The sequence below is a fragment of the Streptomyces sp. NPDC101151 genome (assembly GCF_044768335.1).
GTDB lineage: Bacteria > Actinomycetota > Actinomycetes > Streptomycetales > Streptomycetaceae > Streptomyces.
The window spans coordinates 31,122-51,654 of sequence record NZ_JBIWPP010000013.1; the positions used below are offsets into that span (position 1 = coordinate 31,122).

Here is a 20,533-nt window from a genome sequence, read left to right on the forward strand (position 1 = left end):
GCTGCGTAGAGTGACGGGGTGACTCAGGGCGCTTCGACGGGATCCTCCGGCTACCTCCGATTCCCCCATCTCCACGGCGACTTGGTGGCCTTCGCCGCCGAGGACGACGTATGGCTGGCGCCCCTGGAGGGCGGGCGGGCCTGGCGGGTTAGCGCCGACAACGTGCCGGTGAACCATCCCCGTATCTCGCCCGACGGCACGACCGTCGCCTGGACCTCCACCCGCGACGGCGCCCCCGAGGTGCACATCGCCCCGGTCGACGGCGGTCGGTCCAAGCGGCTGACGTACTGGGGCAGCTGGAAGACCCAGGTGCGCGGCTGGACCCCGGACGGCGAGGTCCTCGCGGTCAGCACCCAGGGCCAGGCGAGCCTGCGCCGCACCTGGGCGCGTGCCGTCCCACTGGACGGCGGACCGGCCACGACCCTGCCGTACGGGCCGGTCGGCGACATCGCGTACGGCCCCCGAACCGCGCTGCTGTCCGCCCCGATGGGCCGTGAGGCCGCCTGGTGGAAGCGCTACCGGGGCGGCACGGCGGGCAAGTTGTGGATCGGCGGGGACGGCAGCGACACGGACGTCGGCGCCGGGGAACGCGCCGGGGAGTTCGTCCGGCTGCACGAGGAGCTGGACGGCAACCTCGAGTACCCGCTGTGGGTGGGGGACCGGATCGCGTTCCTGTCCGACCACGAGGGCACCGGCGCCCTCTACTCCTCGCTCGCCGACGGGACGGAGCTGCGGCGCCACACACCCCTTGGGGGCATCTCCCGCTCGGGCGAGGCCGAGAGTGGGGGAGGCTTCTACGCCCGGCACGCCGCCACCGACGGTCACCGGGTCGTGTACTCGAGCGCGGGTGAACTCTGGCTGCTCGACGACCTCGACGCCGCCGAACCGCGCCGGCTGGACATCCGGCTCGGCGGCCCGCGTGTGGACCTGCAGCCGTTCCCGGTCAACGCCTCCCGCTGGTTCGGCTCGGCCGCCCCCGACCACACCGCGCGCGGCAGCGCGGTCGCCGTGCGCGGCGCCGTCCACTGGGTCACCCACCGCTCCGGCCCGGCCCGCGCACTCGCCGCACAGCCCGGCGTACGGGCCCGGCTGCCGCGCACCTTCCGCACGGAGGGCGAGGAGTGGGTGGTGTGGGTGACGGACGCCGAGGGGGAGGACGCCCTGGAGTTCGCGCCCGCCACCGGCATCACCCTCGGTACGACCCCGCGCCGGCTCGCCGTCGGACAGCTCGGCCGCGTCCTGGAGCTCGCCATGGCTCCCGACGGCAGCAGGGCCGCCGTCGCCTCGCACGACGGCCGGCTGCTGCTGGTCGAGCGCGAGAGCGGCGAGGTCCGCGAGGTGGACCGCAGCGAGCACGGTGACGTTTCCGACCTCGCCTTCTCGCCGGACTCCGGCTGGCTGGCCTGGTCGCACCCCGGGCCGCGGCCGCTCGCCCAGCTCCGCATCGCCAACACCACCGACCTGTCGGTCACCGAGGCCACCCCGCTGCGCTTCCAGGACTACGCGCCCGCCTTCACCCTGGACGGCAGGCACCTCGCGTTCCTCTCCAGCCGCTCCTTCGACCCGGTCTACGACGAGCACGTCTTCGACCTGGCCTTCGTGGAGGGCGTCCGCCCGCACCTGATCACCCTCGCCGCGACCACCCCATCCCCGTTCGGGCCGCAGCGGCACGGCCGGCCCTTCGGGACCCCCGACAAGGAGGAGACGCCCGACAGCGAGGGCACCCCGGCGACCCGGATCGACCTCGACGGCCTCGCCGACCGCATCGTGCCCTTCCCGGTCGAGGCCGCCCGCTACTCCAATCTGCGCGCCGCCAAGGACGGGGTTCTGTGGCTGCGCCACCCGGTGCGCGGGGTCCTCGGCGCCACCCGCGCCACGCCCGACGCCCCCGACCCGAAGACCGAGCTGGAGCGGTACGACCTCGCCCAGCAGCGCCTGGAGCACCTCGCCGCCGACGCCGACCACTTCGAGGTCAGCGGCGACGGCAAGCGGGTGCTGCTGTGGAGCGACGGCCGGCTCAGGGTCGTACCCGCCGACCGGCGCGCCTCCGACGACGAGGACAGCGACTCGAACATCTCCGTCGACCTCAGCCGGATCCGGCAGACCGTCGACCCGGTCGCCGAATGGCGGCAGATGTACGACGAGACGGGCCGCGTCATGCGGGACAACTTCTGGCGGCCCGACATGAACGGAGTCGACTGGGACGGCGTCCTCGACCGCTACCGGCCCCTCCTCGGCCGCCTCGCCACCCACGACGACCTCGTCGACCTCCTGTGGGAGGTGCAGGGCGAACTCGGTACCTCGCACGCCTATGTCACCCCGCACGGCGGCTTCGGCAGCGGCGCCCGGCAGGGCCTGCTCGGCGCCGACATCTCCCGTCACGAGGACGGCAGTTGGCGTATCGACCGCATCCTGCCCTCGGAGACCTCCGACCCGAACGCCCGCTCCCCGCTCGCCGCGCCCGGCGTCGCCGTGCGCCCCGGGGACGCGATCGTCGCGGTCGCCGGACAGCCGGTCGACCCGGTGACCGGCCCCGGCCCGCTGCTGATCGGCACCGCCGGGAAGCCCGTCGAGCTGACCGTCTCGCCCGCCGGCGGGGGCGACCTCCGGCACGCGGTCGTGGTCCCCCTCGCGGACGAGGAACCACTGCGCTACCACGCCTGGGTCGCCGACCGCCGCGCCTACGTCCACGAGACGTCCGGCGGCCGCCTCGGCTATCTCCATGTGCCGGACATGCAGGCGCCCGGCTGGGCCCAGATCCACCGCGATCTGCGCATCGAAGTGGCCCGCGAGGGGCTCGTCGTCGACGTGCGGGAGAACCGTGGCGGCCACACCTCCCAGCTCGTCGTGGAGAAGCTGGCCCGGCGGATCGTCGGCTGGGACCTGCCCCGCGGCATGCAGCCCGAGAGCTATCCGAGGGACGCGCCGCGCGGTCCCGTCGTCGCCGTCGCCAACGAGTTCTCCGGCTCCGACGGCGACATCGTCAACGCGGCGATCCGCGCCCTCGGTATCGGCCCGGTCGTCGGCACCCGCACCTGGGGCGGCGTCATCGGCATCGACAGCCGCTACCACCTGGTCGACGGCACCCTGATCACCCAGCCGAAGTACGCGTTCTGGCTGGAGGGGTCCGGATGGGGCGTCGAGAACCACGGCGTGGACCCGGACGTGGAGGTGGTCCAGCGCCCGCAGGACTGGGCGGCGGGCAGGGACACCCAGCTCGACGAGGCAGTGAGGCTGGCGCTTGAGGCACTGGAGGCGGCACCCGCGAAGACGCCGCCGGGCCTGCCCACCTGAGAGGCGCGGGGCCGTGCCGGCATGCGGCTCCACCGCGTGGGAGCGACCGGCCCTAACCGGCCCGCACTCGGCCGACTACCATGCCCTCGTACTAGATCATCCGGCGTGAGGAGGCACACCCATGGCGGGAGAGCCGCAGGACGACTGCCTGTTCTGCAAGATCGTCGCGGGGCACATCCCGGCGACGGTCGTCCGTGAGACCGAGACCACCGTCGCCTTCCGCGACATAAACCCCCAGGCGCCCACCCACATCCTGGTGATCCCCAAGGTGCACCACCCGGACGCGGCTTCCCTCGCCACCGCCGAGCCGGGGGTCGCAGCGGACGTACTGCGTGAAGCCGGCCAAGTCGCCGAGGACGAGAAGCTGGAGAGCTACCGCATCGTCTTCAACACCGGCAGCGGCGCCGGCCAGACCGTCTGGCACGCCCACGCGCATGTGCTCGGCGGCCGTGGCATGGAATGGCCCCCCGGATAAGCCGCCATGTCCGTCCGTGAATTGGTGGTCCTCGGCACCGCCAGCCAGGTCCCGACCCGGCACCGCAACCACAACGGCTACCTGCTGCGCTGGGACGGCGAGGGCATCCTGTTCGACCCCGGCGAGGGCACGCAACGCCAGATGCTGCGCGCCGGGGTCGCCGCCCACGACCTGAACCGGATCTGCGTCACGCACTTCCACGGCGACCACTCCCTCGGCCTCGCCGGAGTCATCCAGCGGATCAACCTCGACCAGGTGCCGCACGAGGTCACCGCGCACTACCCGCGCTCCGGGCAGCGCTTCTTCGAGCGGCTGCGGTACGCGACCGCCTACCGGGAGACGGTCCGCCTCACCGAGGCACCGGTCGCCGCCGACGGCACCCTCGCGACGACCCCGTCGTACACGCTTCAGGCCCGCAGGCTGTCCCACCCCGTCGAGTCCTACGGCTACCGGCTGACCGAACCCGACGGGCGCCGCATGCTGCCCGACCGGCTCGCCGCGCACGGGATCAAGGGGCCGGACGTCGGCCGCATCCAGCGCGAGGGCCGGATCGGGGACGTGAGCCTGGACGAGGTGAGCGAGGCGCGGCGCGGGCAGCGGTTCGCGTTCGTCATGGACACCCGGCTCTGTGACGGGGTGCATGCGCTCGCCGAGGGCTGCGATCTGCTTGTCATCGAGTCGACCTTCCTCGACGAGGACGTCGAGCTGGCCGTGGACCACGGTCATCTGACGGCCGGCCAGGCGGCGGCCGTGGCACGGGACGCGGGGGTGCGGCACCTCGTCCTCACCCACTTCAGCCAGCGCTACTCCGACCCCGAGGAGTTCGAGCGGCAGGCCCGCGCCGCCGGGTTCGAGGGCGAGCTGACCGTGGCGCACGACCTGCAGAGAGTGCCGCTGCCCAAGCGCAGATGAACAGGTGGGAGGGCCGTACGATGCTTTGATGTCCCTCCCCAAGGCAGAACTGCACCTCCACATCGAAGGCACTCTGGAGCCCGAGCTGGCGTTCGAGCTGGCCGCGCGCAACGGCGTCGAGCTGCCCTACGCCGACACCGACGAGCTGCGCAAGGCGTACCAGTTCGAGGACCTCCAGTCCTTCCTGAACCTGTACTACGAGCTGATGGCCGTCCTGCGCACCGAGCAGGACTTCGCGGACCTGGCCGACGCCTATCTCGCCCGCGCCGCCACGCAGGGTGTGCGGCACGCCGAGATCTTCTTCGACCCGCAGGCCCATCTCGCCCGGGGCGTGACCATGGGCACGGTGGTGGAGGGGCTGTGGCGGGCGCTCGGCCGCAGCGAGGAGAACCACGGTGTCTCCACCAGACTGATCATGTGTTTCCTGCGCGACGAGTCTGCCGACTCGGCCCTGGAGACGCTGGAGGGGGCGAGGCCCTACCTGGACCGGATCACCGGTATCGGCCTCGACTCGGCCGAGGTCGGGCATCCGCCGGCGAAGTTCCGGGAGGTGTACGAGGCGGCCGCCGCGCTCGGGCTGCGCCGGGTGGCGCACGCCGGTGAGGAGGGCCCGCCGGCGTACATCACCGAGGCCCTGGACGTGCTCGGCGTGGAGCGGGTCGACCACGGCCTGCGCTGCATGGAGGACCCGGCGCTGGTCGAGCGGCTGGTCCGGGACCGTATTCCGCTGACCCTGTGCCCGCTGTCCAATGTGCGGCTGCGGGCGGTCGACGTCCTCGCGGACCATCCCCTACCGGCGATGCTCGACGCCGGCCTGCTGTGCACGGTCAACTCCGACGACCCGGCCTACTTCGGCGGCTACGCCGGTGACAACTTCGACGCGGTGCGCGCGACGCTGGGCCTCGGCGAGGAGCGGCTGCGCGAGCTGGCCCGCAACTCCTTCCTCGCGTCCTTCCTTGAGGACGACGAGGAGCGGCGGGCGGGTTACCTGGCCGAGGTGGAGGCGTACGAGTTCGGGTAGGCGGTCTCGTAGGCGCGCCGGGCGGGCACGGCGGGCGTCTCCACCGCGACCTCCACGACCGGCAGGGGCCGCCTGCCCGCCCGCAGCGCCACCGCCGTCATCGGCACCGCCACCCCGAGCAGCCCGACGGCCAGCACCTCGCCCATGACCGGGAAGCCCGCCCACGCGCCCAGCACGCTCCCGGCCAGCGGTCCCGCCGCCGTGCCCAGCGAGGACGCCGAGCCGACCAGCACCGCCCAGCGGCCGCGCGGGTCCAGGGAGGCGGCCAGGCCGATGACGTACGACAGCACGACCGGGTAGAGCAGGTTCCAGGCGATCTCGCCCGCCGCGAAGGCCGGCAGGTCGGTCGCCGACGCGCTGAGCGCGATACAGCCCGCGATGAGCACCGTACCCACGCCGATCGGCACCGCCCGGCCCATCCGGGGCCCGAGCGCTCCCGCGCCCAGGACCCCGACCAGCCCCGCACCGAGCGCGAGCGCGAACACCGCGCCGACGGTGACCTCGGTGAGGTGCGCCTGGCCGAGACCTATGCGGCCGCTGACACCCCACAGCGAGTTCTGGGCCAGGGACCAGCAGAGCATGGCCGCGGCCAGCAGCAGACCGGCGCGGCGGCGGGGGAGCCGGCCGCGCCCGGTGGACGAACGGGCCGCGGCCGTACGACCGGACAGGCGCCCGGTGAGCGGCCACACCGCGAGGGCGGTCAGCGCGATCGCGGTGAGCGGCTGCCCGTGGCCGGGGCCGAGGCGCGGGAGCGTCAGGTAGAGGGCGCCCGCGAGCGCGGAGACCCCCAGCAGGCCGAGCGTGGTGACCCGGTGCGGGTCGTTCCCCCAGGCTCTCGGCTTCGTTCTGGCTGGGGGCGCCCCGAGGGCCGCGATACCGCTCGCGGCGACCGCGGTGACCGTGCCGGATCCGAACCCGCCGACGAGCGCGCCCACGACGACGGCCGGTACGACCTCGGTGAGGGCCGCCCCGCCGTAGCCGAGGAAGGCGAGTGTGAGCCCGAGCCGGGCGAGGGTGCGGGCGCCGATCCGCTCGACCCGGGAGGCCAGCAGAAAGCCCGCCGCGGCCGAACTCAGCAGAAGCGCACTGCCGATGGCTCCGGCCGAGGCGGCGGAGAGCGGAAGCCCGGCGTCGAGCCGGCCGACGGTGGTCGGCAGCAGATACGGGGCGAGATACCCGGCCGTGAAAAGGGCGACGAGGGGCCAGGGCATGGAGCGGGGGGCGAACACGGGCGTTCCCAGGGCAGGCGAAAGGAGCGGCTCGAAGAGGGGGAGGGGCGACGGCCGTCGACGGACGGGAACGCGCGAGCAAGTTGTATCAAGCACGTGGTTCGGGAAAGAAGTTCGGTGGACGTGATCCGGGTCACTCTTGTGTTTGGAGCCGGTGGGTGCGGGTAAAAGAGCGCCTCGCCGCCGGCCGATGACGGTTTCCTGCGCGCGGAAGCCGAGGCTGCCGCAAGGCCTGCCCGGCGTTCCGGTCGAGCCCGATCCCGTGAGAGCCCATTGACGACCCCTTGTTCGTGTATCTAGCCTCTGTTCTCATACATAGACGCCATTCATAAGGGGAGATGGTCAGGTGGGCGGCGACCCGAGTGCGCACGACGTGACGCGACGACTGCGGGAGGGCATGGCGCACGGCGTGCTGTCCTTCCCGCTCACCGCCTTCCACGACGACGGCTCCCTCGATCCCGACGGCTTCCGCGCCCATGTCACCGCGCGGCTCGCCGCCGGGCCCGGGGCCGTCTTCCCGGCCTGCGGCACCGGCGAGTTCTTCTCGCTGGACGAGGAGGAGTACCGGCAGGTCGTCACCATCGCCGTGGAGGAGGCGGCCGGCCGGTGCCCGGTGGTGGCCGGGGCCGGGTACGGCTGGGCGCAGGCCGCCCGGTTCGCCCGGATCGCCGAGGAGGCCGGCGCCGACGCCCTGCTCGTGCTGCCGCACTACCTCGTCGCCGCCCCGCAGGAGGGCCTCGTCGCCCAGCTGGAGGAGCTCGCGGCCCGCACCCGGCTGCCGATCGTCGCCTACCAGCGCGGCCAGGTCGCCTATGCGGTGGCCTCGTTGCGGCGCATCACGCGCATCCCGAACGTCATCGGCCTCAAGGACGGCCACAGTGACCTCGACCGCCTCCAGCGTCTCACCCTCGCCGCCCCCGCGGACTTCCTGTTCTTCAACGGCGCCGCGACCGCCGAGATCCAGGCCAGGGCCTACGCCGGCGTCGGTGTCCCCGCCTACTCCTCCGCCGTGCACGCCTTCGCCCCCGAGATCGCGGACGCCTTCTTCACCGCCCTGCGGGGCGGTGACCACGGCACGACCGAGAAACTGCTGCGCGACTTCTACGTCCCCTTCGTCGAAGTCCGCGACCGCACACCCGGATACGCGGTGTCCCTGGTGAAGGCGGCGGCCCGGCTCCGCGGCGAGCGCGTCGGCCCCGTCCGCGCCCCGCTCACCGACCCCTCGTCCGCCGACCTCGCCGACCTGAAGGCCCTCCTCGCCGCCGGACTCGACCTCGTAGGAGCCTCTCTGTGACCCGTGACCTGACCATCGCCGAGGTGCGGCTGACGCCGATCCTGGTCGCCGACCCGCCGCTGCTCAACACCCAGGGCGTGCATCAGCCGTACACCCCCCGGCTGATCGTGGAGGTCGTGACGGCCGACGGGATCACCGGCCTCGGCGAGACCTACGGCGACACCAGGTACCTGGAGCTGGCCCGGCCCCTCGCCGAGCGCCTCCCCGGACGCTCGGTCATGGATGTGAACGGCCTGTTCGCCCTCGACCTGGCTGTGGACGACAGCCGGGTCAGGGGTGCCGTGGACGCGGGCGGCCTGCGCGGCGTGCAGAGCGCCGACAAGCTGCGGCTGTCCGTGCTGTCCGCCTTCGAGGTGGCCTGTCTGGACGCCCAGGGCAGGGCGCTCGGGCTGCCCGTGCACGCGCTGCTCGGCGGCAAGGTGCGGGACGCGGTCGAGTACAGCGCCTATCTCTTCTACAAGTGGGCCGGCCACCCGGAGGGCGTCGCGGCCGAGCCGGACGACTGGGGTGCCGCCCTGGACCCGGCCTCGGTCGTCGCCCAGGCCCGGGAGTTCAAGGAGCGGTACGGGTTCACCTCCTTCAAGCTCAAGGGCGGCGTCTTCCCGCCCGAGGAGGAGATCGCGGCCGTACGCGCCCTCGCCGAGGCCTTCCCCGGGCATCCCTTGCGGCTGGACCCCAACGGCGCCTGGTCCGTCGAGACCTCGCTGAACGTGGCGAAGGAACTCGGGGACGTCCTCGAGTACCTGGAGGACCCCACCCTGGGCACCCCGGCGATGGCCGAGGTCTCCGCCGGGACGCAGGTCCCGCTCGCCACCAACATGTGCGTGACCACCTTCGGCGAGATCAAGGAGGCGTTCGCCAAGGACGCCGTCCAGGTGGTGCTCTCCGACCACCACTACTGGGGCGGGCTGCGCAACACCCGGCACCTCGCCGCGATCTGCGACGTCTTCGGCGTCGGGGTGTCCATGCACTCCAACACCCACCTCGGCATCAGTCTCGCCGCGATGACCCAGGTGGCATCCACCGTTCCGGGCCTCCGTCACGCCTGCGACTCCCACTACCCCTGGCAGTCCGAGGACGTCCTCACCGAGCGGCTCGCCTTCACCGGCGGCAGGGTCGTGGTGTCCGACGCGCCCGGTCTCGGCGTCGAGCTGGACCGGGACGAACTGGCCCGGCTGCACCGGCGGTGGGCCGAGGACGACGGCACGATGCGCGAGCGCGACGACGCGGCGGCGATGCGGGTGGCCGAGCCCGGATGGCGGACGCCGGTGATGCCCCGCTGGTAGCCGAGCCCCGGTGCGACCGGTGGTGACCCACGGGTGGCCGCGCGCCCGTGCCACCGGCGCTGCCCCTGGGGGATGTGGTGCACACTGGCCAGATCCGCACCACGTCAGGGAGCGCACCGTGACCCCGTCCCGCACGATCGCCGGAGAGGAACCCGAGCACCTCACGCAGGCAGCGCGCTGCCAGGCCCAGGTCGACCCGCTGGCCGCGCTGCGCGCACCGGGCGATCCGCCCTGGGACGTGTACCTCACGGGCACGGTCTTCCTCGACATCATCTTCACCGGCCTGGACTCGGCACCCGTGCGCGGCACCGAGTCCTGGGCCCGGGGGATGGGCTCCAGCCCGGGCGGGATCGCCAACATGGCCACGGCTCTCGCCCGCCTCGGACTGCGCACGTCCCTCGCGGCGGCCTTCGGGGACGACCACTACGGCGAGTACTGCTGGGACACGCTGGAACAGGGCGAGGGCATCGACCTCACCCCCTCGCGGACGGTGCCCGGCTGGCACTCGCCGGTGACCGTCTCCATGGCCTACGAGGGCGAGCGGACCATGGTGTCCCACGGCCACGAGCCGCCGCCGGAGGAGCCGGCACCGGACCTCCCTCCCCGCGCGCGTGCGGCCGTCGCCTCGCTCACCCCCGGGACGCGCGCCCCCTGGATCGCCGAGGCCGCACGGGAGGGCACCCGGATCTTCGCGGACGTCGGCTGGGACGACACCGGGGCCTGGGAACTGCCGGGCCTCACCGACCTCCGGCACTGCGAGGCGTTCCTGCCCAACGCGGAGGAGGCGATGCGGTACACCGGCGCGCGGTGCCCGCGGGAGGCGGCGCGTGCGCTGACCGAGCATGTGCCGGTGGCGGTGGTGACGCTCGGGGCCGAGGGGGCGTACGCGGTGGACCGGCGTACCGGCGAGACGGCCGAGGTGCCCGCGATCGGCGTGGAGGCGCTGGATCCGACCGGGGCGGGGGACGTCTTCGTGGCGGGGTTCGTCACCGGCACGCTGGCCGGGTGGCCGCTGGCGGACCGGCTGGCCTTCGCGGGGCTCACGGCGGCGCTGTCCGTGCAGGAGTTCGGTGGCTCGCTTTCGGCGCCGGGGTGGTCGGAGATCGGCGCGTGGTGGCGGCGGGTGCAGTCGGTGGAGGGACAGGATCCGGCCGCGCTGCGACGGTACGCGTTCTTGGAGCCGCTGGTCCCGGAGGAGCTGGACCGGCCGTGGCCGCTCAGGCGTGCGGTGCCGACGATCGGCTTCCGGCGCTCGGGGTGACCGGCACGGCTCTTCGTCCTTGAGCGCCCTCGACTTTCCCGCGCCGAACGCCGGTTGCCGCTGCCCGTGAACGCCCCCGTGAACGCCCCCGTGAACGCCCCCGTCACGCCCGTCGAACGGAGCGCGGCGGGGGGGGCGGACGTACACCGGCGAGTACAGCACGGACGGTGAGAACGGGGAGGGGGCCGGTACGGCGACGCCGGGCGGCGCGGCGCGGACCCAGGACGTCGGCGCGTTCATGACGGCGGCCGACGGCTGGACGGGGGTGAGGGGGACGGAGACGTTCGAGGACTTCACCGTCCAGCCGATCTCTCCGTACGGAAAAGCCCTACGGCGTTGTCAGTGCACCGTCGTACTCTGGACAGTGCGAGGCCGCCCTCAGCTACGCGGCCGTGACGAGGAGGAACCGCAGGCCTTAAGCGCCGGCCCATGACTCAGACACCCACAGCTCACACCCCCGCGCAGGAGCAGGCGAGAGCGCAGTTGACCGTCCCCGCCCAGCACCCCATGGTGACCGTGCTGGGTTCCGGCGACTCCCTCCTGCGCGTGATCGAGAAGGCCTTCCCGGCAGCCGACATACATGTCCGGGGCAATGAGATCAGCGCGGTCGGCGACCCTGCGGACGTCGCCCTCATTTCGCGCGTGTTCGACGAGATGATGCTGGTGCTCCGCACCGGGCAGCCGATGACGGAGGACGCAGTGGAACGCTCGATCGCCATGCTCAAGGCGAGCGAGAACGGGACGAGTGACGGTCCGGAGACCCCGGCCCAGGTACTGACACAGAACATCCTGTCCTCGCGTGGCCGCACGATCCGCCCCAAGACCCTCAACCAGAAGCGGTACGTCGACGCGATCGACAACCACACGATCGTCTTCGGTATCGGCCCCGCCGGTACGGGCAAGACCTACCTGGCGATGGCCAAGGCTGTGCAGGCCCTGCAGTCCAAGCAGGTCAACCGGATCATCCTGACCCGTCCCGCGGTGGAGGCCGGCGAGCGCCTCGGCTTCCTGCCGGGCACGCTCTACGAGAAGATCGACCCCTACCTGCGCCCGCTGTACGACGCGCTGCACGACATGCTCGACCCCGACTCGATCCCGCGGCTGATGGCGGCGGGGACGATCGAGGTCGCGCCGCTCGCCTACATGCGTGGGCGTACGCTCAACGACGCTTTCATCATCCTGGACGAGGCCCAGAACACCAGCCCCGAACAGATGAAGATGTTCCTCACCCGTCTGGGCTTCGACTCGAAGATCGTGATCACCGGTGACGTGACGCAGGTCGACCTGCCGAACGGCACCAAGAGCGGTCTTCGGCAGGTGCAGGACATCCTGGACGGCGTGGAGGACGTGCACTTCTCCCGGCTGTCGTCCCACGATGTCGTACGGCACAAGCTGGTGGGCCGTATCGTCGACGCGTACGAGCAGTACGACAGCGAGCACGGCACCGAGAACGGCACCCACAAGGGCGGCCGGGGCCGGTCCGGGCACAAGGGGAAGTAGAGACACGGCACCACCATGTCGATCGACGTCAACAACGAGTCCGGCACCGCGGTAGACGAGCAGGCGATCCTCGACATCGCCCGCTACGCGCTCGCGCGGATGCGCATCCACCCGCTCTCCGAGCTCTCGGTGATCGTCGTGGACGCCGACGCCATGGAGCAGCTGCACATCCAGTGGATGGACCTGCCGGGTCCGACCGATGTCATGTCGTTCCCGATGGACGAGCTGCGGCCGCCGTCCAAGGACGACGAGGAGCCGCCGCAGGGGCTGCTCGGTGACATCGTGCTGTGCCCGGAGGTCGCCGCCAAGCAGGGAACGGAAGCGCCGACGCAGCACTCCATGGACGAGGAGCTCCAGCTGCTCACCGTCCACGGCGTGCTGCACCTGCTCGGCTACGACCACGAGGAGCCCGACGAGAAGGCCGAGATGTTCGGGCTCCAGGCCGCCATCGTGGACGGGTGGCGGGGCGAGCGGGGGCTGACGGGGCCGTCCCCGGCGCCGACCGTCTCGTAAGGGGACCGGTCTTCGTATGAGTCCGCAGATCGTCATCGGTGCGATCGCACTGGTCGTCGTCGCCTGGCTCGCCGCCTGCGCGGAGGCGGGCCTCGCGCGCGTCTCCAGCTTCCGCGCCGAGGAGTCCGTACGCACCGGACGGCGCGGCAGCGCCAAGCTGGCGCAGGTCGCCGCCGACCCGACCCGCTATCTGAACGTGGCCCTCCTGGTCCGCGTCGCCTGCGAGATGGCGGCCGCGGCCCTGGTGACCTATGCCTGCCTGCAGGAGTTCACGGCCACCTGGCAGGCCCTGCTGGTCGCCATCGGCGTGATGGTCCTGGTGTCGTACGTCGCCGTCGGTGTCTCCCCGCGCACCATCGGCCGCCAGCACCCGCTGAACACCGCGACCGTGGCGGCGTACGTGCTGCTGCCGCTGGCCCGGATCATGGGCCCCATCCCGTCGCTGCTGATCCTCATCGGCAACGCGCTCACCCCCGGCAAGGGCTTCCGCCGCGGCCCCTTCGCCTCCGAGGCCGAACTGCGCGCACTGGTCGACCTCGCCGAGAAGGAGTCGCTGATCGAGGACGAGGAGCGCCGCATGGTGCACTCGGTCTTCGAACTCGGCGACACCCTGGTGCGCGAGGTGATGGTCCCGCGCACCGACCTGGTCGTCATCGAGCGGTACAAGACCATCCGCCAGGCCCTCACCCTCGCCCTGCGCTCCGGGTTCTCCCGGATCCCGGTCACCGGCGAGAGCGAGGACGACATCGTCGGGATCGTGTATCTGAAGGACCTGGTCCGCAAGACGCACATCAGCCGCGACGCCGAGAACGACCTGGTGTCCACGGCCATGCGCCCGGCCGTCTTCGTGCCCGACACCAAGAACGCCGGCGACCTGCTGCGCGAGATGCAGAAGGAGCGCAACCACGTCGCCGTCGTCATCGACGAGTACGGCGGCACCGCCGGGATCGTCACCATCGAGGACATCCTGGAGGAGATCGTCGGCGAGATCACCGACGAGTACGACCGCGAACTCCCGCCCGTGGAGGACCTCGGCGACGACCGGTACCGGGTCACCGCGCGCCTCGACATCACCGACCTCGGCGAGCTGTACGGCCTGGAGGAGTACGACGACGAGGACGTGGAGACCGTCGGCGGACTGCTCGCCAAGGCGCTCGGCCGCGTGCCCATCGCCGGTGCCTCGGCCGAGGTCGAACTCCCCGACGAGCGCACGCTGAAGCTGACGGCGGAGGCGGCGGCCGGACGCCGGAACAAGATCGTCACGGTCCTGGTGGAGCCGGCCCCGAAGGAGAAGTCCGAGTGACCCCCAAGGAACTGCGCGCCTTCTGCCTGTCCTTCAACGCGGTCGTGGAGGACTTCCCGTTCAATCCGGAGACCTCCGTCTTCAAGGTCCTCGGCAAGATGTTCGCCCTGACGGGCCTGGACGCCCGGCCTCTGACGGTCAACCTCAAGTGCGACCCCGAGGACGCGATCCGGCTGCGCGGCGAGCACGAGGGTCTGATCGTCCCCGGCTGGCACATGAACAAGCGGCACTGGAACACGGTCACCGTGGACGGCGGCCTTCCGGCCCGCCTGGTCGAGGAGCTGATCGAGGACTCGTACGACCTGGTCGTGGCGGGCCTGCCGAAGGCGGAGCGGCTGCGGCTGGACCGGCCCTGAAATTCCCGGCCCGGCCGACTGAGCGCATGTCAGAATCCCGCGCATGACTGTTCGATACCCGCGCCCTCTGCGCCCCGGTGACCGTATCGGTGTGACCTCTCCCTCCAGCGGGGTGGCCGAGGCGCTCCAGGGGCGCCTCGAGGTGGCGGTGCACGACCTGGAGGAGCGGGGGTACGAGGTGGTCGTCGGCCGGTGCATGGACGGCTCGGGCCACCTCAGCGCCCCGGCCGCCGAGCGCGCCGCCGAACTGACCGAGATGCTGACCGACCCGGCGATCCGGGCCGTGGTGCCGCCGTGGGGCGGGGAGACCGCGATCGATCTGCTGCCGCTGCTCGATTTCGAGCGGATCGGGCGGGCCGAGCCGACCTGGGTCGTCGGTTACTCGGACATGTCGACCGTGGCCACTCCGCTGACCCTGCTGACCGGCGTCGCGACCGTCCACGGCAACAACCTCATGGACACCCCGTACCGGACGCCCGGGGGCCTGCTGTCCTGGCTGGACATCGTGACCGCGCCGCAGGGTGAGCCGTTCGCCCAGACCCCGCCGGGCCGGCACCGGTCGGGCGGCTGGGACGACTGGGCCCGGAACCCCGGGATCCGCGATCTCACCCTGGACGCCGAGGGCACCTGGACCCGGCTCGACGCGGACGGCGACGTGGACGTCGAGGGCCGGCTGATCGGCGGCTGCATCGAGACCCTCGTCAACCTCGCGGGCACGCCGTACCTCGACACCTCGCGCTTCGCCGGGGACGAGCCGCTGCTCGTGTACGTCGAGGCCGGCGAGGACAACGCCTTCACCATCTGCCGGGGCCTGCACGGCATGCGCCTGGGCGGCTTCTTCGACCGCGCGAGCGCCGTCCTCGTGGGCCGCACCCACGCCCCCGACGGCCGCACCCTCACCCAGCACGAGGCCGTCCTCGACGCCCTCGGCCCCCTGGGCGTACCGATCGTCGCGGACGTCGAGTGCGGCCATGTGGCGCCCTCCCTGCCCTTGGTCAACGGCGCGCGCGGCCGTGTGGTGCACACGGCCGCGCGGAGCGAGATCGTTCAGGTCCTGGACTGACCCCGGCGCAGGCCCAGTCCGATCAGAACGGCGGCGGCCAGGACGATCACCGCGTCCAGGGCGAGGACCGTGTGCACGCCCGACAGCAGGTCCTCGGAGGTGGTGGCCAGTACACCCAGCAGCGGGATGCCGACCGTGATGCCGACCTGCTGGGTGGAGGTCACCAGGCCGGTGGCCAGGCCCTGTTCCTCGTCCGGGACGCCGGAGGTGACGATGAGGCCGTACGAGATGATCGCGCCCAGGTGGCACATGCTCGCCAGGGACACGGCGGCCGTGGCGAGCCAGACCGACCAGCTGTGGTCGTTCAGGAGCAGCAGGGCGGCCACCAGCGCGCCCTGGCCGGTCAGCGAGCCGACCAGGGTGCGGCGGGCGCCGAAGCGGCCGATGACCTTCGGGGCCAGCGTGCCGGCGACGGCCGACAGCACGCCCTGGAAGCCGAAGACCAGGCCGGTCTCGAAGGCCGACAGGCGCAGAATCTCCTGCAGGTACAGGGTCAGCACGAAGATCACCGTCGACATCATCGAGAAGGTGACCAGACCGCCCACGTTGCCCCACGCCACCGTGGGGCGGCGCAGCATGGGGAGCGAGACCAGGGGTGCGGCGGAGCGGGACTCGACCACGGTGAACGCCGTCAGCAGGAAGAGTCCGGCGATCAGTGCGGTGATGACATCGGTGCGGCCGAAGCCGTGGTCGGCGGCCGTGGACAGGGCGTAGATCAGGGACAGCAGGCCCACGGTGACGGTGACCGCGCCGGGCACGTCCAGGCGTGGGCGGTTCGAGGTGCGGGACTCCGGCAGCAGGCCCGGGGCCAGCGGCAGCACGATCAGCGCGAACACGGACAGCAGGGCCATCGTGGAGCGCCAGCCGAACGCGTCGGTCAGGAGACCGCCCGCGACCATGCCGACCGTGAAGCCCAGGGACAGCAGCGTGCCGGAGATGCCGAGGGCGCGGTCCCGGGCCGGGCCCTCCGGGAAGGTGGTGGTCAGCAGGGACATGCCGGTCGGCACGATCGCCGCCGCGGCCAGGCCCTGCAGCGCGCGCCCGGCGAGGAAGGACGCCGGGTCCCAGGCCAGGGTCGCCAGCAGCGAGGCCGCGCCGAACAGGGCCAGGCCGGACAGGAACAGCTTCCGGCGGCCGTACAGGTCGCCGATCCGCCCGAAGAGGAGCAGGAAGCCGCCGGACGGGAGCGCGAACGCGGTGACCGCCCACTGCAGGGCGGAACGGCTCATGCCGAGGTCGGTGCCGAGTTCGGGCAGAGCCACGTTCAGGACGGAGAAGTCCAGGGCGACCATGAACTGGGCCGCGCACAGGACGAAGAGGACGAGCCTGTCACGCGTCGAGAGCCGGGGGGTGCCGAGCGGTTCGCCTACGGAAGTGGTGGATTCTGGAGTGGTGTCGATCGCCATGCTCAGAGCTTGCGGCGGACGGAATACCTGTGGGGAGTCAGAACTTATGGTGGTGGTGGCACCACCAGACACGGGGACGAGGGGGATCGGTACGTGGCTGCTGCGGATGAGCTGAAGAACCATCGGCTGCGCGAACTGCGGGAGTTCCTGATGAGCAGGCGCGCCCGGGTCAGCCCCGAGGAGGCCGGTCTGCCGGTCGGCGGGGCCCGGCGCCGAACGCCCGGACTGCGCCGGGAGGAGGTCGCCGTGCTCGCCGGGGTGGGCGCGTCCTGGTACCAGTGGCTGGAGCAGGGGCGGGACATCTCCGTGTCCCCGCAGGTGCTCGACTCCGTGGCGCGGGTGCTCAGACTCAGCAACGCCGAGCGCCGCCATCTGTACGCGCTTGCCGGGCTCAACCCGCCCGCCCCCGAAGTGGCGCCCGAGAAGCGGGACATGTGCGACGGGCTGCGGCGGGTGATCGACACCTGGATGCCGTATCCGGCGCACATCATGGACCAGTACTACAACTGCGTGATGTACAACGACGCGGCCGCTCTGGTCCTCGGCATGCGGCCCGGCATCACACAGAACTGCCTCGTCGACTTCTTCACCGACCCGCTGTACCGGTCACGGAGCAGGAGCTGGGAGGAGAACGCGCGCACGGTCGTCGCGCAGTTCCGGGCCGCGTGTGCCGCGCGGCCGGACGACGAGGGGTACCAGTCGGTGCTCGCCGAGGTGAGCGCGGTGAGCAGCGAGTTCGCGGCGATGTGGGAGCAGCGGGACATCGAGGACCAGGGGCAGATCCGCAAGGAGCTGGACCATCCACTGGTCGGGCTGCTGGTCGTGGAGTCGACGGTGATGAAGGTGCCGGCCCGGCCCGATCTCTCCATCGTGCTGCACACCCCGCTGGAGGAGGCGAACACCGCGGCCAAGCTGGAGTGGCTCGCTTCTCCGGAGGGCAGGCGAGGAGCGATGTACCCCGTGGCGGGGTGAGCGGCCCGCTGATCCGTATGCTCGGGGCATGACCGACAGCAACGCGCTCGACCCCGAGGACCGCAAGATCGTCACCCTGGCCCGTTCCGCCCGGGCCCGCAACGGTGTGCCCGAGGGGGCGGCCGTACGGGACGAGACCGGGCGTACGTATGTCGCCGGGTCGGTGCAGCTGGCTTCGCTGAAGCTGAGTGCCCTGCAGACCGCCGTTGCCATGGCCGTGGCGTCCGGGGCGAAGTCGCTGGAGGCGGCGGCGGTGGTGAGCGAGGCGGAGGCGGTCGCTCCCGAGGACCGGGCGGCCGTGGCCGACCTGGGGGGAGCCGGGACACCGGTGCTGCTCGCCGGGCCCGACGGAGCCGTGCGGCAGACGGTCCCGGCCGGCGCTGCGGAGTAGTCCGGATTTCATCCTTGCCGTCGCCCGTCTCTCGCGCATCAATGGAACCGTAAGTTCCGACGACCCGTCAGATCCGCACCGCCGCCGCAGTGTGCCGCACTCACCTGCTCAGGCCTGCCGTTCGTCGGCGCACCTTCCGACCATCCCCACATGGCATCCCCACAGGGAAGGGAAGCGGATCCCCATGAGAGGCAAGCGCACAGCAACAGGTGCGGCGCTGGTCGCCGGGGCCCTCGCGGTCACCGGCCTCGCCTTCGCGCCCACCGCGGCCGCCGTCACCCCACAGTCGGCGACCATCAACGCGAACTGCGGCATCTTCGGCGGCGGTGCGGCCACGCTCACCGCCACCCAGAGCGGCACCTCGGCCACCATCACCCTCACCTCCACCGCGGTCAAGGCGCCGGTCGCGGTGGCGGCGGACTCCATCACCTCCAAGCTCACCCTGGTCAAGGCGAGCGGCGGCACCACCGTGTTCACCGGGACGAAGAACCCGGCCATGGCGGCCGGCGACCCGGTCAGCGCGGGTCCGCTCAGCGGCACCGTGGCCTCGGGCGACAGCCTTGAGGCGTACGGCGGCTCGCTGCAGATGACGATCTTCGGAATCAATGTGACCTGCACCGCGACGGCCAAGCAGTCACCCGGCCCGTTCGTGTTCGACTGAGTCACCGAGTGAACTGAGCGATCTGTTCCGGATAGTGCCGGATCTCCCGGGGATGCCGCAGAAACTGATGATCCGTCAGTTTTCTGCGGCATCTCCATTGACTTCTCACGCGGGCTCCACATCAATGCCCCCTGTCGGCGCAGATGAGCCGCTGCGCCCGCAACCCTCAGGAGGGGGCCCCATGGGTTCGACACCCCGAAGATCCCGACGGTGGCGCTGGGCGTCACTGTTCGGGGCGACCGCTCTCGCGGTCACCGCGGGCGGCGCGCTGGCCTGTCCGGCCGGTGCCGCCGGTACGAACGTGGACTTCGCCACGCACTGCATCCCGCCCGCCGTCTCAGGCCTTCCGCCGATCGACGGCACCACCACCGCGAACGTGTCGGTGGACAACGCCAGCCCGAAAGTCGGCGACACCGTCACCGTGACCTACACCGTGGTCACACCCGCCGCCGGCAACCCCACCGACCTGGCGCTGCCGGCCGACATCATGACCCCGACCGGCAAGGTCGCGCTCGGCGGAGCCCAGACCGGGTCCGTCACGGTCGCCGGGCCGAAGAAGAACACCCCGGTCCCGGGGAAGGCTCCCTTCCCGTCCTTCTCCATGACCGGCACGTTCACCGTCACCAAGGCCGGCCAGATCACCCTCTCGCCGGGCGACTACAACATCCACACCAGCTACATCCTGGAGCTGGACACCCCCTGCACGGTCACCAACCCGCCCGCCCCGGTGTCGCAGACCGTGACGGCGACCGACGGGACCCCGGCCAACACCCGTGCCATCTCGCTGAGTTCGGCCTCCGGTGACCAGGGTGCCGGTGTCACCGTCAGCGGCAGCAACTTCACGCCGGGTGCGGCCGTCACCCTGGCCGGGCGGGCCGGGGACAACCAGACCGCGGACACGGCCACCGTGACCGCGAACGCCCAGGGCTCCTTCAGCGGTTCGCTGGTCGTCAACGACAAGACGACGACCGGGGTCGTGGCCTACGAGGGCAGCTCCTGGAGCGCGGACAAGGGCGCGGGCCCCGCGGCCTACGTCGTCAACGACAACACGCCCGTCCCGGCCGGCAGCCAGAAACTGACCGCCACCGTCAAGGCGGGCACCCTGTCCATGTCGCAGGCCGGTGACGCCGTCGCACTGTCGGCGGTCGACTTCGGCCAGGGCGGGGCCTCGACCGGAGCCCTGCAGACGGTGACCGTCAAGGACTTCCGCGGCGGACCCGCCGGCTGGTCCCTGACCGGCAAGGTCACCGACTTCACCGGTCCCGGCGCCAAGATCGACGCGAGCAAGCTGAGCTGGACCCCCGCCTGCGCGGCCAAGGCGGGCAGTCCCAGCACCTGCAAGGCCGGTTCGACGGGCACGGTGGGCACCTCGGGAGCGACCCTCGCGTCGACCTCCGACGGCACGCTCACCGGCGGTGAGTTCACCGTCGACGCCGGACTCTCCCTGGACGTACCGGCGTTCACGCCTCCGGGCTCGTACTCCGGCGTCCTGACCCTCACCCTCACCTGACCCGCACCCCTTCTCCGGTGGCCGGGCGCCCCCCCGCACCACGGGGCCGCACCCGCCCGACCGCCCGACCCGAGCCCATGGGAGGT

Annotated in this window: 18 protein-coding genes; 16 read left to right on the forward strand and 2 right to left on the reverse strand. The window is 72.0% G+C overall.

Features of this window, described 5'->3' with window-relative positions; genetic code table 11:
- Positions 1-18: 18 nt before the first annotated feature.
- The 4 genes from ACIRU3_RS23875 (at position 19) to ACIRU3_RS23890 (ending at position 5,702) form a co-directional block, all read left to right on the forward strand.
- Entirely contained in the window at positions 19-3,294 is a 3,276-nt protein-coding gene (locus ACIRU3_RS23875) for a S41 family peptidase (RefSeq protein WP_404059561.1), read from the forward strand.
- 121 nt (positions 3,295-3,415) lie between these two features.
- Positions 3,416-3,769: a histidine triad nucleotide-binding protein gene (locus ACIRU3_RS23880; RefSeq protein WP_404059564.1), complete on the forward strand. Its 354-nt coding sequence runs from the start codon at positions 3,416-3,418 to the stop codon at positions 3,767-3,769.
- Between the two features lie 6 nt (positions 3,770-3,775).
- Positions 3,776-4,681 carry a ribonuclease Z gene (locus ACIRU3_RS23885; protein ID WP_404059567.1) on the forward strand — a complete coding sequence of 302 codons (906 nt, stop codon included), beginning with the start codon at positions 3,776-3,778 and terminating at the stop codon, positions 4,679-4,681.
- Positions 4,682-4,709: 28 nt separating this feature from the next.
- The gene (locus tag ACIRU3_RS23890) at positions 4,710-5,702 is read left to right on the forward strand and encodes an adenosine deaminase (RefSeq protein WP_404059570.1); all 993 of its coding nucleotides are present in this window, start codon (positions 4,710-4,712) and stop codon (positions 5,700-5,702) included.
- Here the strand turns inward: ACIRU3_RS23890 and ACIRU3_RS23895 are convergent.
- Entirely contained in the window at positions 5,666-6,931 is a 1,266-nt protein-coding gene (locus ACIRU3_RS23895) for an MFS transporter (RefSeq protein ID WP_404059573.1), read from the reverse strand. The two genes, ACIRU3_RS23890 and ACIRU3_RS23895, sit on opposite strands and share 37 nt — an antisense overlap.
- Positions 6,932-7,328: 397 nt before the next feature.
- Here ACIRU3_RS23895 and ACIRU3_RS23900 point away from each other — a divergent pair, with 397 nt between their 5' ends.
- The 8 genes from ACIRU3_RS23900 to ACIRU3_RS23935 all read left to right on the forward strand — a co-directional run bounded on the left by ACIRU3_RS23900 (position 7,329) and on the right by ACIRU3_RS23935 (position 15,507).
- Positions 7,329-8,225: a 5-dehydro-4-deoxyglucarate dehydratase gene (locus ACIRU3_RS23900; RefSeq protein WP_404059958.1), complete on the forward strand. Its 897-nt coding sequence runs from the start codon at positions 7,329-7,331 to the stop codon at positions 8,223-8,225.
- Positions 8,222-9,511 (forward strand): glucarate dehydratase family protein, encoded by a 1,290-nt coding sequence (locus ACIRU3_RS23905; protein WP_404059576.1) that lies wholly within the window; start codon positions 8,222-8,224, stop codon positions 9,509-9,511. Before ACIRU3_RS23900 ends, ACIRU3_RS23905 begins: the two co-directional genes overlap by 4 nt.
- A gap of 136 nt (positions 9,512-9,647) precedes the next feature.
- The gene (locus ACIRU3_RS23910) at positions 9,648-10,772 is read left to right on the forward strand and encodes a carbohydrate kinase family protein (protein ID WP_404059960.1); all 1,125 of its coding nucleotides are present in this window, start codon (positions 9,648-9,650) and stop codon (positions 10,770-10,772) included.
- Positions 10,773-11,201: 429 nt separating this feature from the next.
- Positions 11,202-12,272 carry a PhoH family protein gene (locus ACIRU3_RS23915; protein WP_404059579.1) on the forward strand — a complete coding sequence of 357 codons (1,071 nt, stop codon included), beginning with the start codon at positions 11,202-11,204 and terminating at the stop codon, positions 12,270-12,272.
- A 15-nt stretch (positions 12,273-12,287) separates the two neighbouring features.
- Positions 12,288-12,785: an rRNA maturation RNase YbeY gene (ybeY, locus tag ACIRU3_RS23920; protein WP_404059582.1), complete on the forward strand. Its 498-nt coding sequence runs from the start codon at positions 12,288-12,290 to the stop codon at positions 12,783-12,785.
- Positions 12,786-12,801: 16 nt separating this feature from the next.
- Positions 12,802-14,088: a hemolysin family protein gene (locus ACIRU3_RS23925; protein WP_404059584.1), complete on the forward strand. Its 1,287-nt coding sequence runs from the start codon at positions 12,802-12,804 to the stop codon at positions 14,086-14,088.
- Positions 14,085-14,444, forward strand: coding sequence for an MmcQ/YjbR family DNA-binding protein (locus tag ACIRU3_RS23930; RefSeq protein WP_404059586.1), 360 nt, complete (start codon positions 14,085-14,087; stop codon positions 14,442-14,444). The genes ACIRU3_RS23925 and ACIRU3_RS23930 overlap by 4 nt, the downstream gene beginning before the upstream one ends.
- Before the next feature lie 43 nt (positions 14,445-14,487).
- On the forward strand, positions 14,488-15,507 hold the full coding sequence (locus tag ACIRU3_RS23935; protein WP_404059589.1) for a S66 peptidase family protein: 1,020 nt from the start codon (positions 14,488-14,490) through the stop codon (positions 15,505-15,507).
- Here ACIRU3_RS23935 and ACIRU3_RS23940 read toward each other — a convergent pair.
- A complete protein-coding gene (locus ACIRU3_RS23940; RefSeq protein WP_404059592.1) occupies positions 15,492-16,913 on the reverse strand; it encodes an MFS transporter in 1,422 nt (473 codons plus the stop codon). The two genes, ACIRU3_RS23935 and ACIRU3_RS23940, sit on opposite strands and share 16 nt — an antisense overlap.
- Positions 16,914-17,006: 93 nt before the next feature.
- On the opposite strand from ACIRU3_RS23940, the gene ACIRU3_RS23945 reads away from it, so the two are divergent.
- The 4 genes from ACIRU3_RS23945 to ACIRU3_RS23960 all read left to right on the forward strand — a co-directional run bounded on the left by ACIRU3_RS23945 (position 17,007) and on the right by ACIRU3_RS23960 (position 20,447).
- Positions 17,007-17,885, forward strand: a complete 879-nt coding sequence (locus ACIRU3_RS23945; protein WP_404059594.1) for a helix-turn-helix transcriptional regulator — start codon at positions 17,007-17,009, stop codon at positions 17,883-17,885.
- A 28-nt stretch (positions 17,886-17,913) separates the two neighbouring features.
- A complete protein-coding gene (locus ACIRU3_RS23950) occupies positions 17,914-18,276 on the forward strand; it encodes a cytidine deaminase (RefSeq protein ID WP_404059597.1) in 363 nt (120 codons plus the stop codon).
- 184 nt (positions 18,277-18,460) lie between these two features.
- Positions 18,461-18,937, forward strand: coding sequence for a hypothetical protein (locus tag ACIRU3_RS23955; protein ID WP_404059599.1), 477 nt, complete (start codon positions 18,461-18,463; stop codon positions 18,935-18,937).
- A gap of 181 nt (positions 18,938-19,118) precedes the next feature.
- A complete protein-coding gene (locus tag ACIRU3_RS23960; RefSeq protein ID WP_404059601.1) occupies positions 19,119-20,447 on the forward strand; it encodes a beta-xylosidase in 1,329 nt (442 codons plus the stop codon).
- The last annotated feature ends 86 nt before the right edge of the window (positions 20,448-20,533 follow it).

Excerpts from the sequence above, each read along its gene's own strand:
- ACIRU3_RS23890 (WP_404059570.1), top strand. The coding sequence starts at position 4,710 with ATGTCCCTCCCCAAGGCAGAACTGCACCTCCACATCGAAGGCACTCTG.
- ACIRU3_RS23880 (WP_404059564.1), top strand. The coding sequence starts at position 3,416 with ATGGCGGGAGAGCCGCAGGACGACTGCCTGTTCTGCAAGATCGTCGCG.
- ACIRU3_RS23950 (WP_404059597.1), top strand. The coding sequence starts at position 17,914 with ATGACCGACAGCAACGCGCTCGACCCCGAGGACCGCAAGATCGTCACC.
- ybeY (WP_404059582.1), top strand. The coding sequence starts at position 12,288 with ATGTCGATCGACGTCAACAACGAGTCCGGCACCGCGGTAGACGAGCAG.
- ACIRU3_RS23935 (WP_404059589.1), top strand. The coding sequence starts at position 14,488 with ATGACTGTTCGATACCCGCGCCCTCTGCGCCCCGGTGACCGTATCGGT.
- ACIRU3_RS23955 (WP_404059599.1), top strand. The coding sequence starts at position 18,461 with ATGAGAGGCAAGCGCACAGCAACAGGTGCGGCGCTGGTCGCCGGGGCC.
- ACIRU3_RS23925 (WP_404059584.1), top strand. The coding sequence starts at position 12,802 with ATGAGTCCGCAGATCGTCATCGGTGCGATCGCACTGGTCGTCGTCGCC.
- ACIRU3_RS23915 (WP_404059579.1), top strand. The coding sequence starts at position 11,202 with ATGACTCAGACACCCACAGCTCACACCCCCGCGCAGGAGCAGGCGAGA.
- ACIRU3_RS23885 (WP_404059567.1), top strand. The coding sequence starts at position 3,776 with ATGTCCGTCCGTGAATTGGTGGTCCTCGGCACCGCCAGCCAGGTCCCG.
- ACIRU3_RS23960 (WP_404059601.1), top strand. The coding sequence starts at position 19,119 with ATGGGTTCGACACCCCGAAGATCCCGACGGTGGCGCTGGGCGTCACTG.
- ACIRU3_RS23940 (WP_404059592.1), bottom strand. The coding sequence starts at position 16,913 with ATGGCGATCGACACCACTCCAGAATCCACCACTTCCGTAGGCGAACCG.
- ACIRU3_RS23900 (WP_404059958.1), top strand. The coding sequence starts at position 7,329 with ATGGCGCACGGCGTGCTGTCCTTCCCGCTCACCGCCTTCCACGACGAC.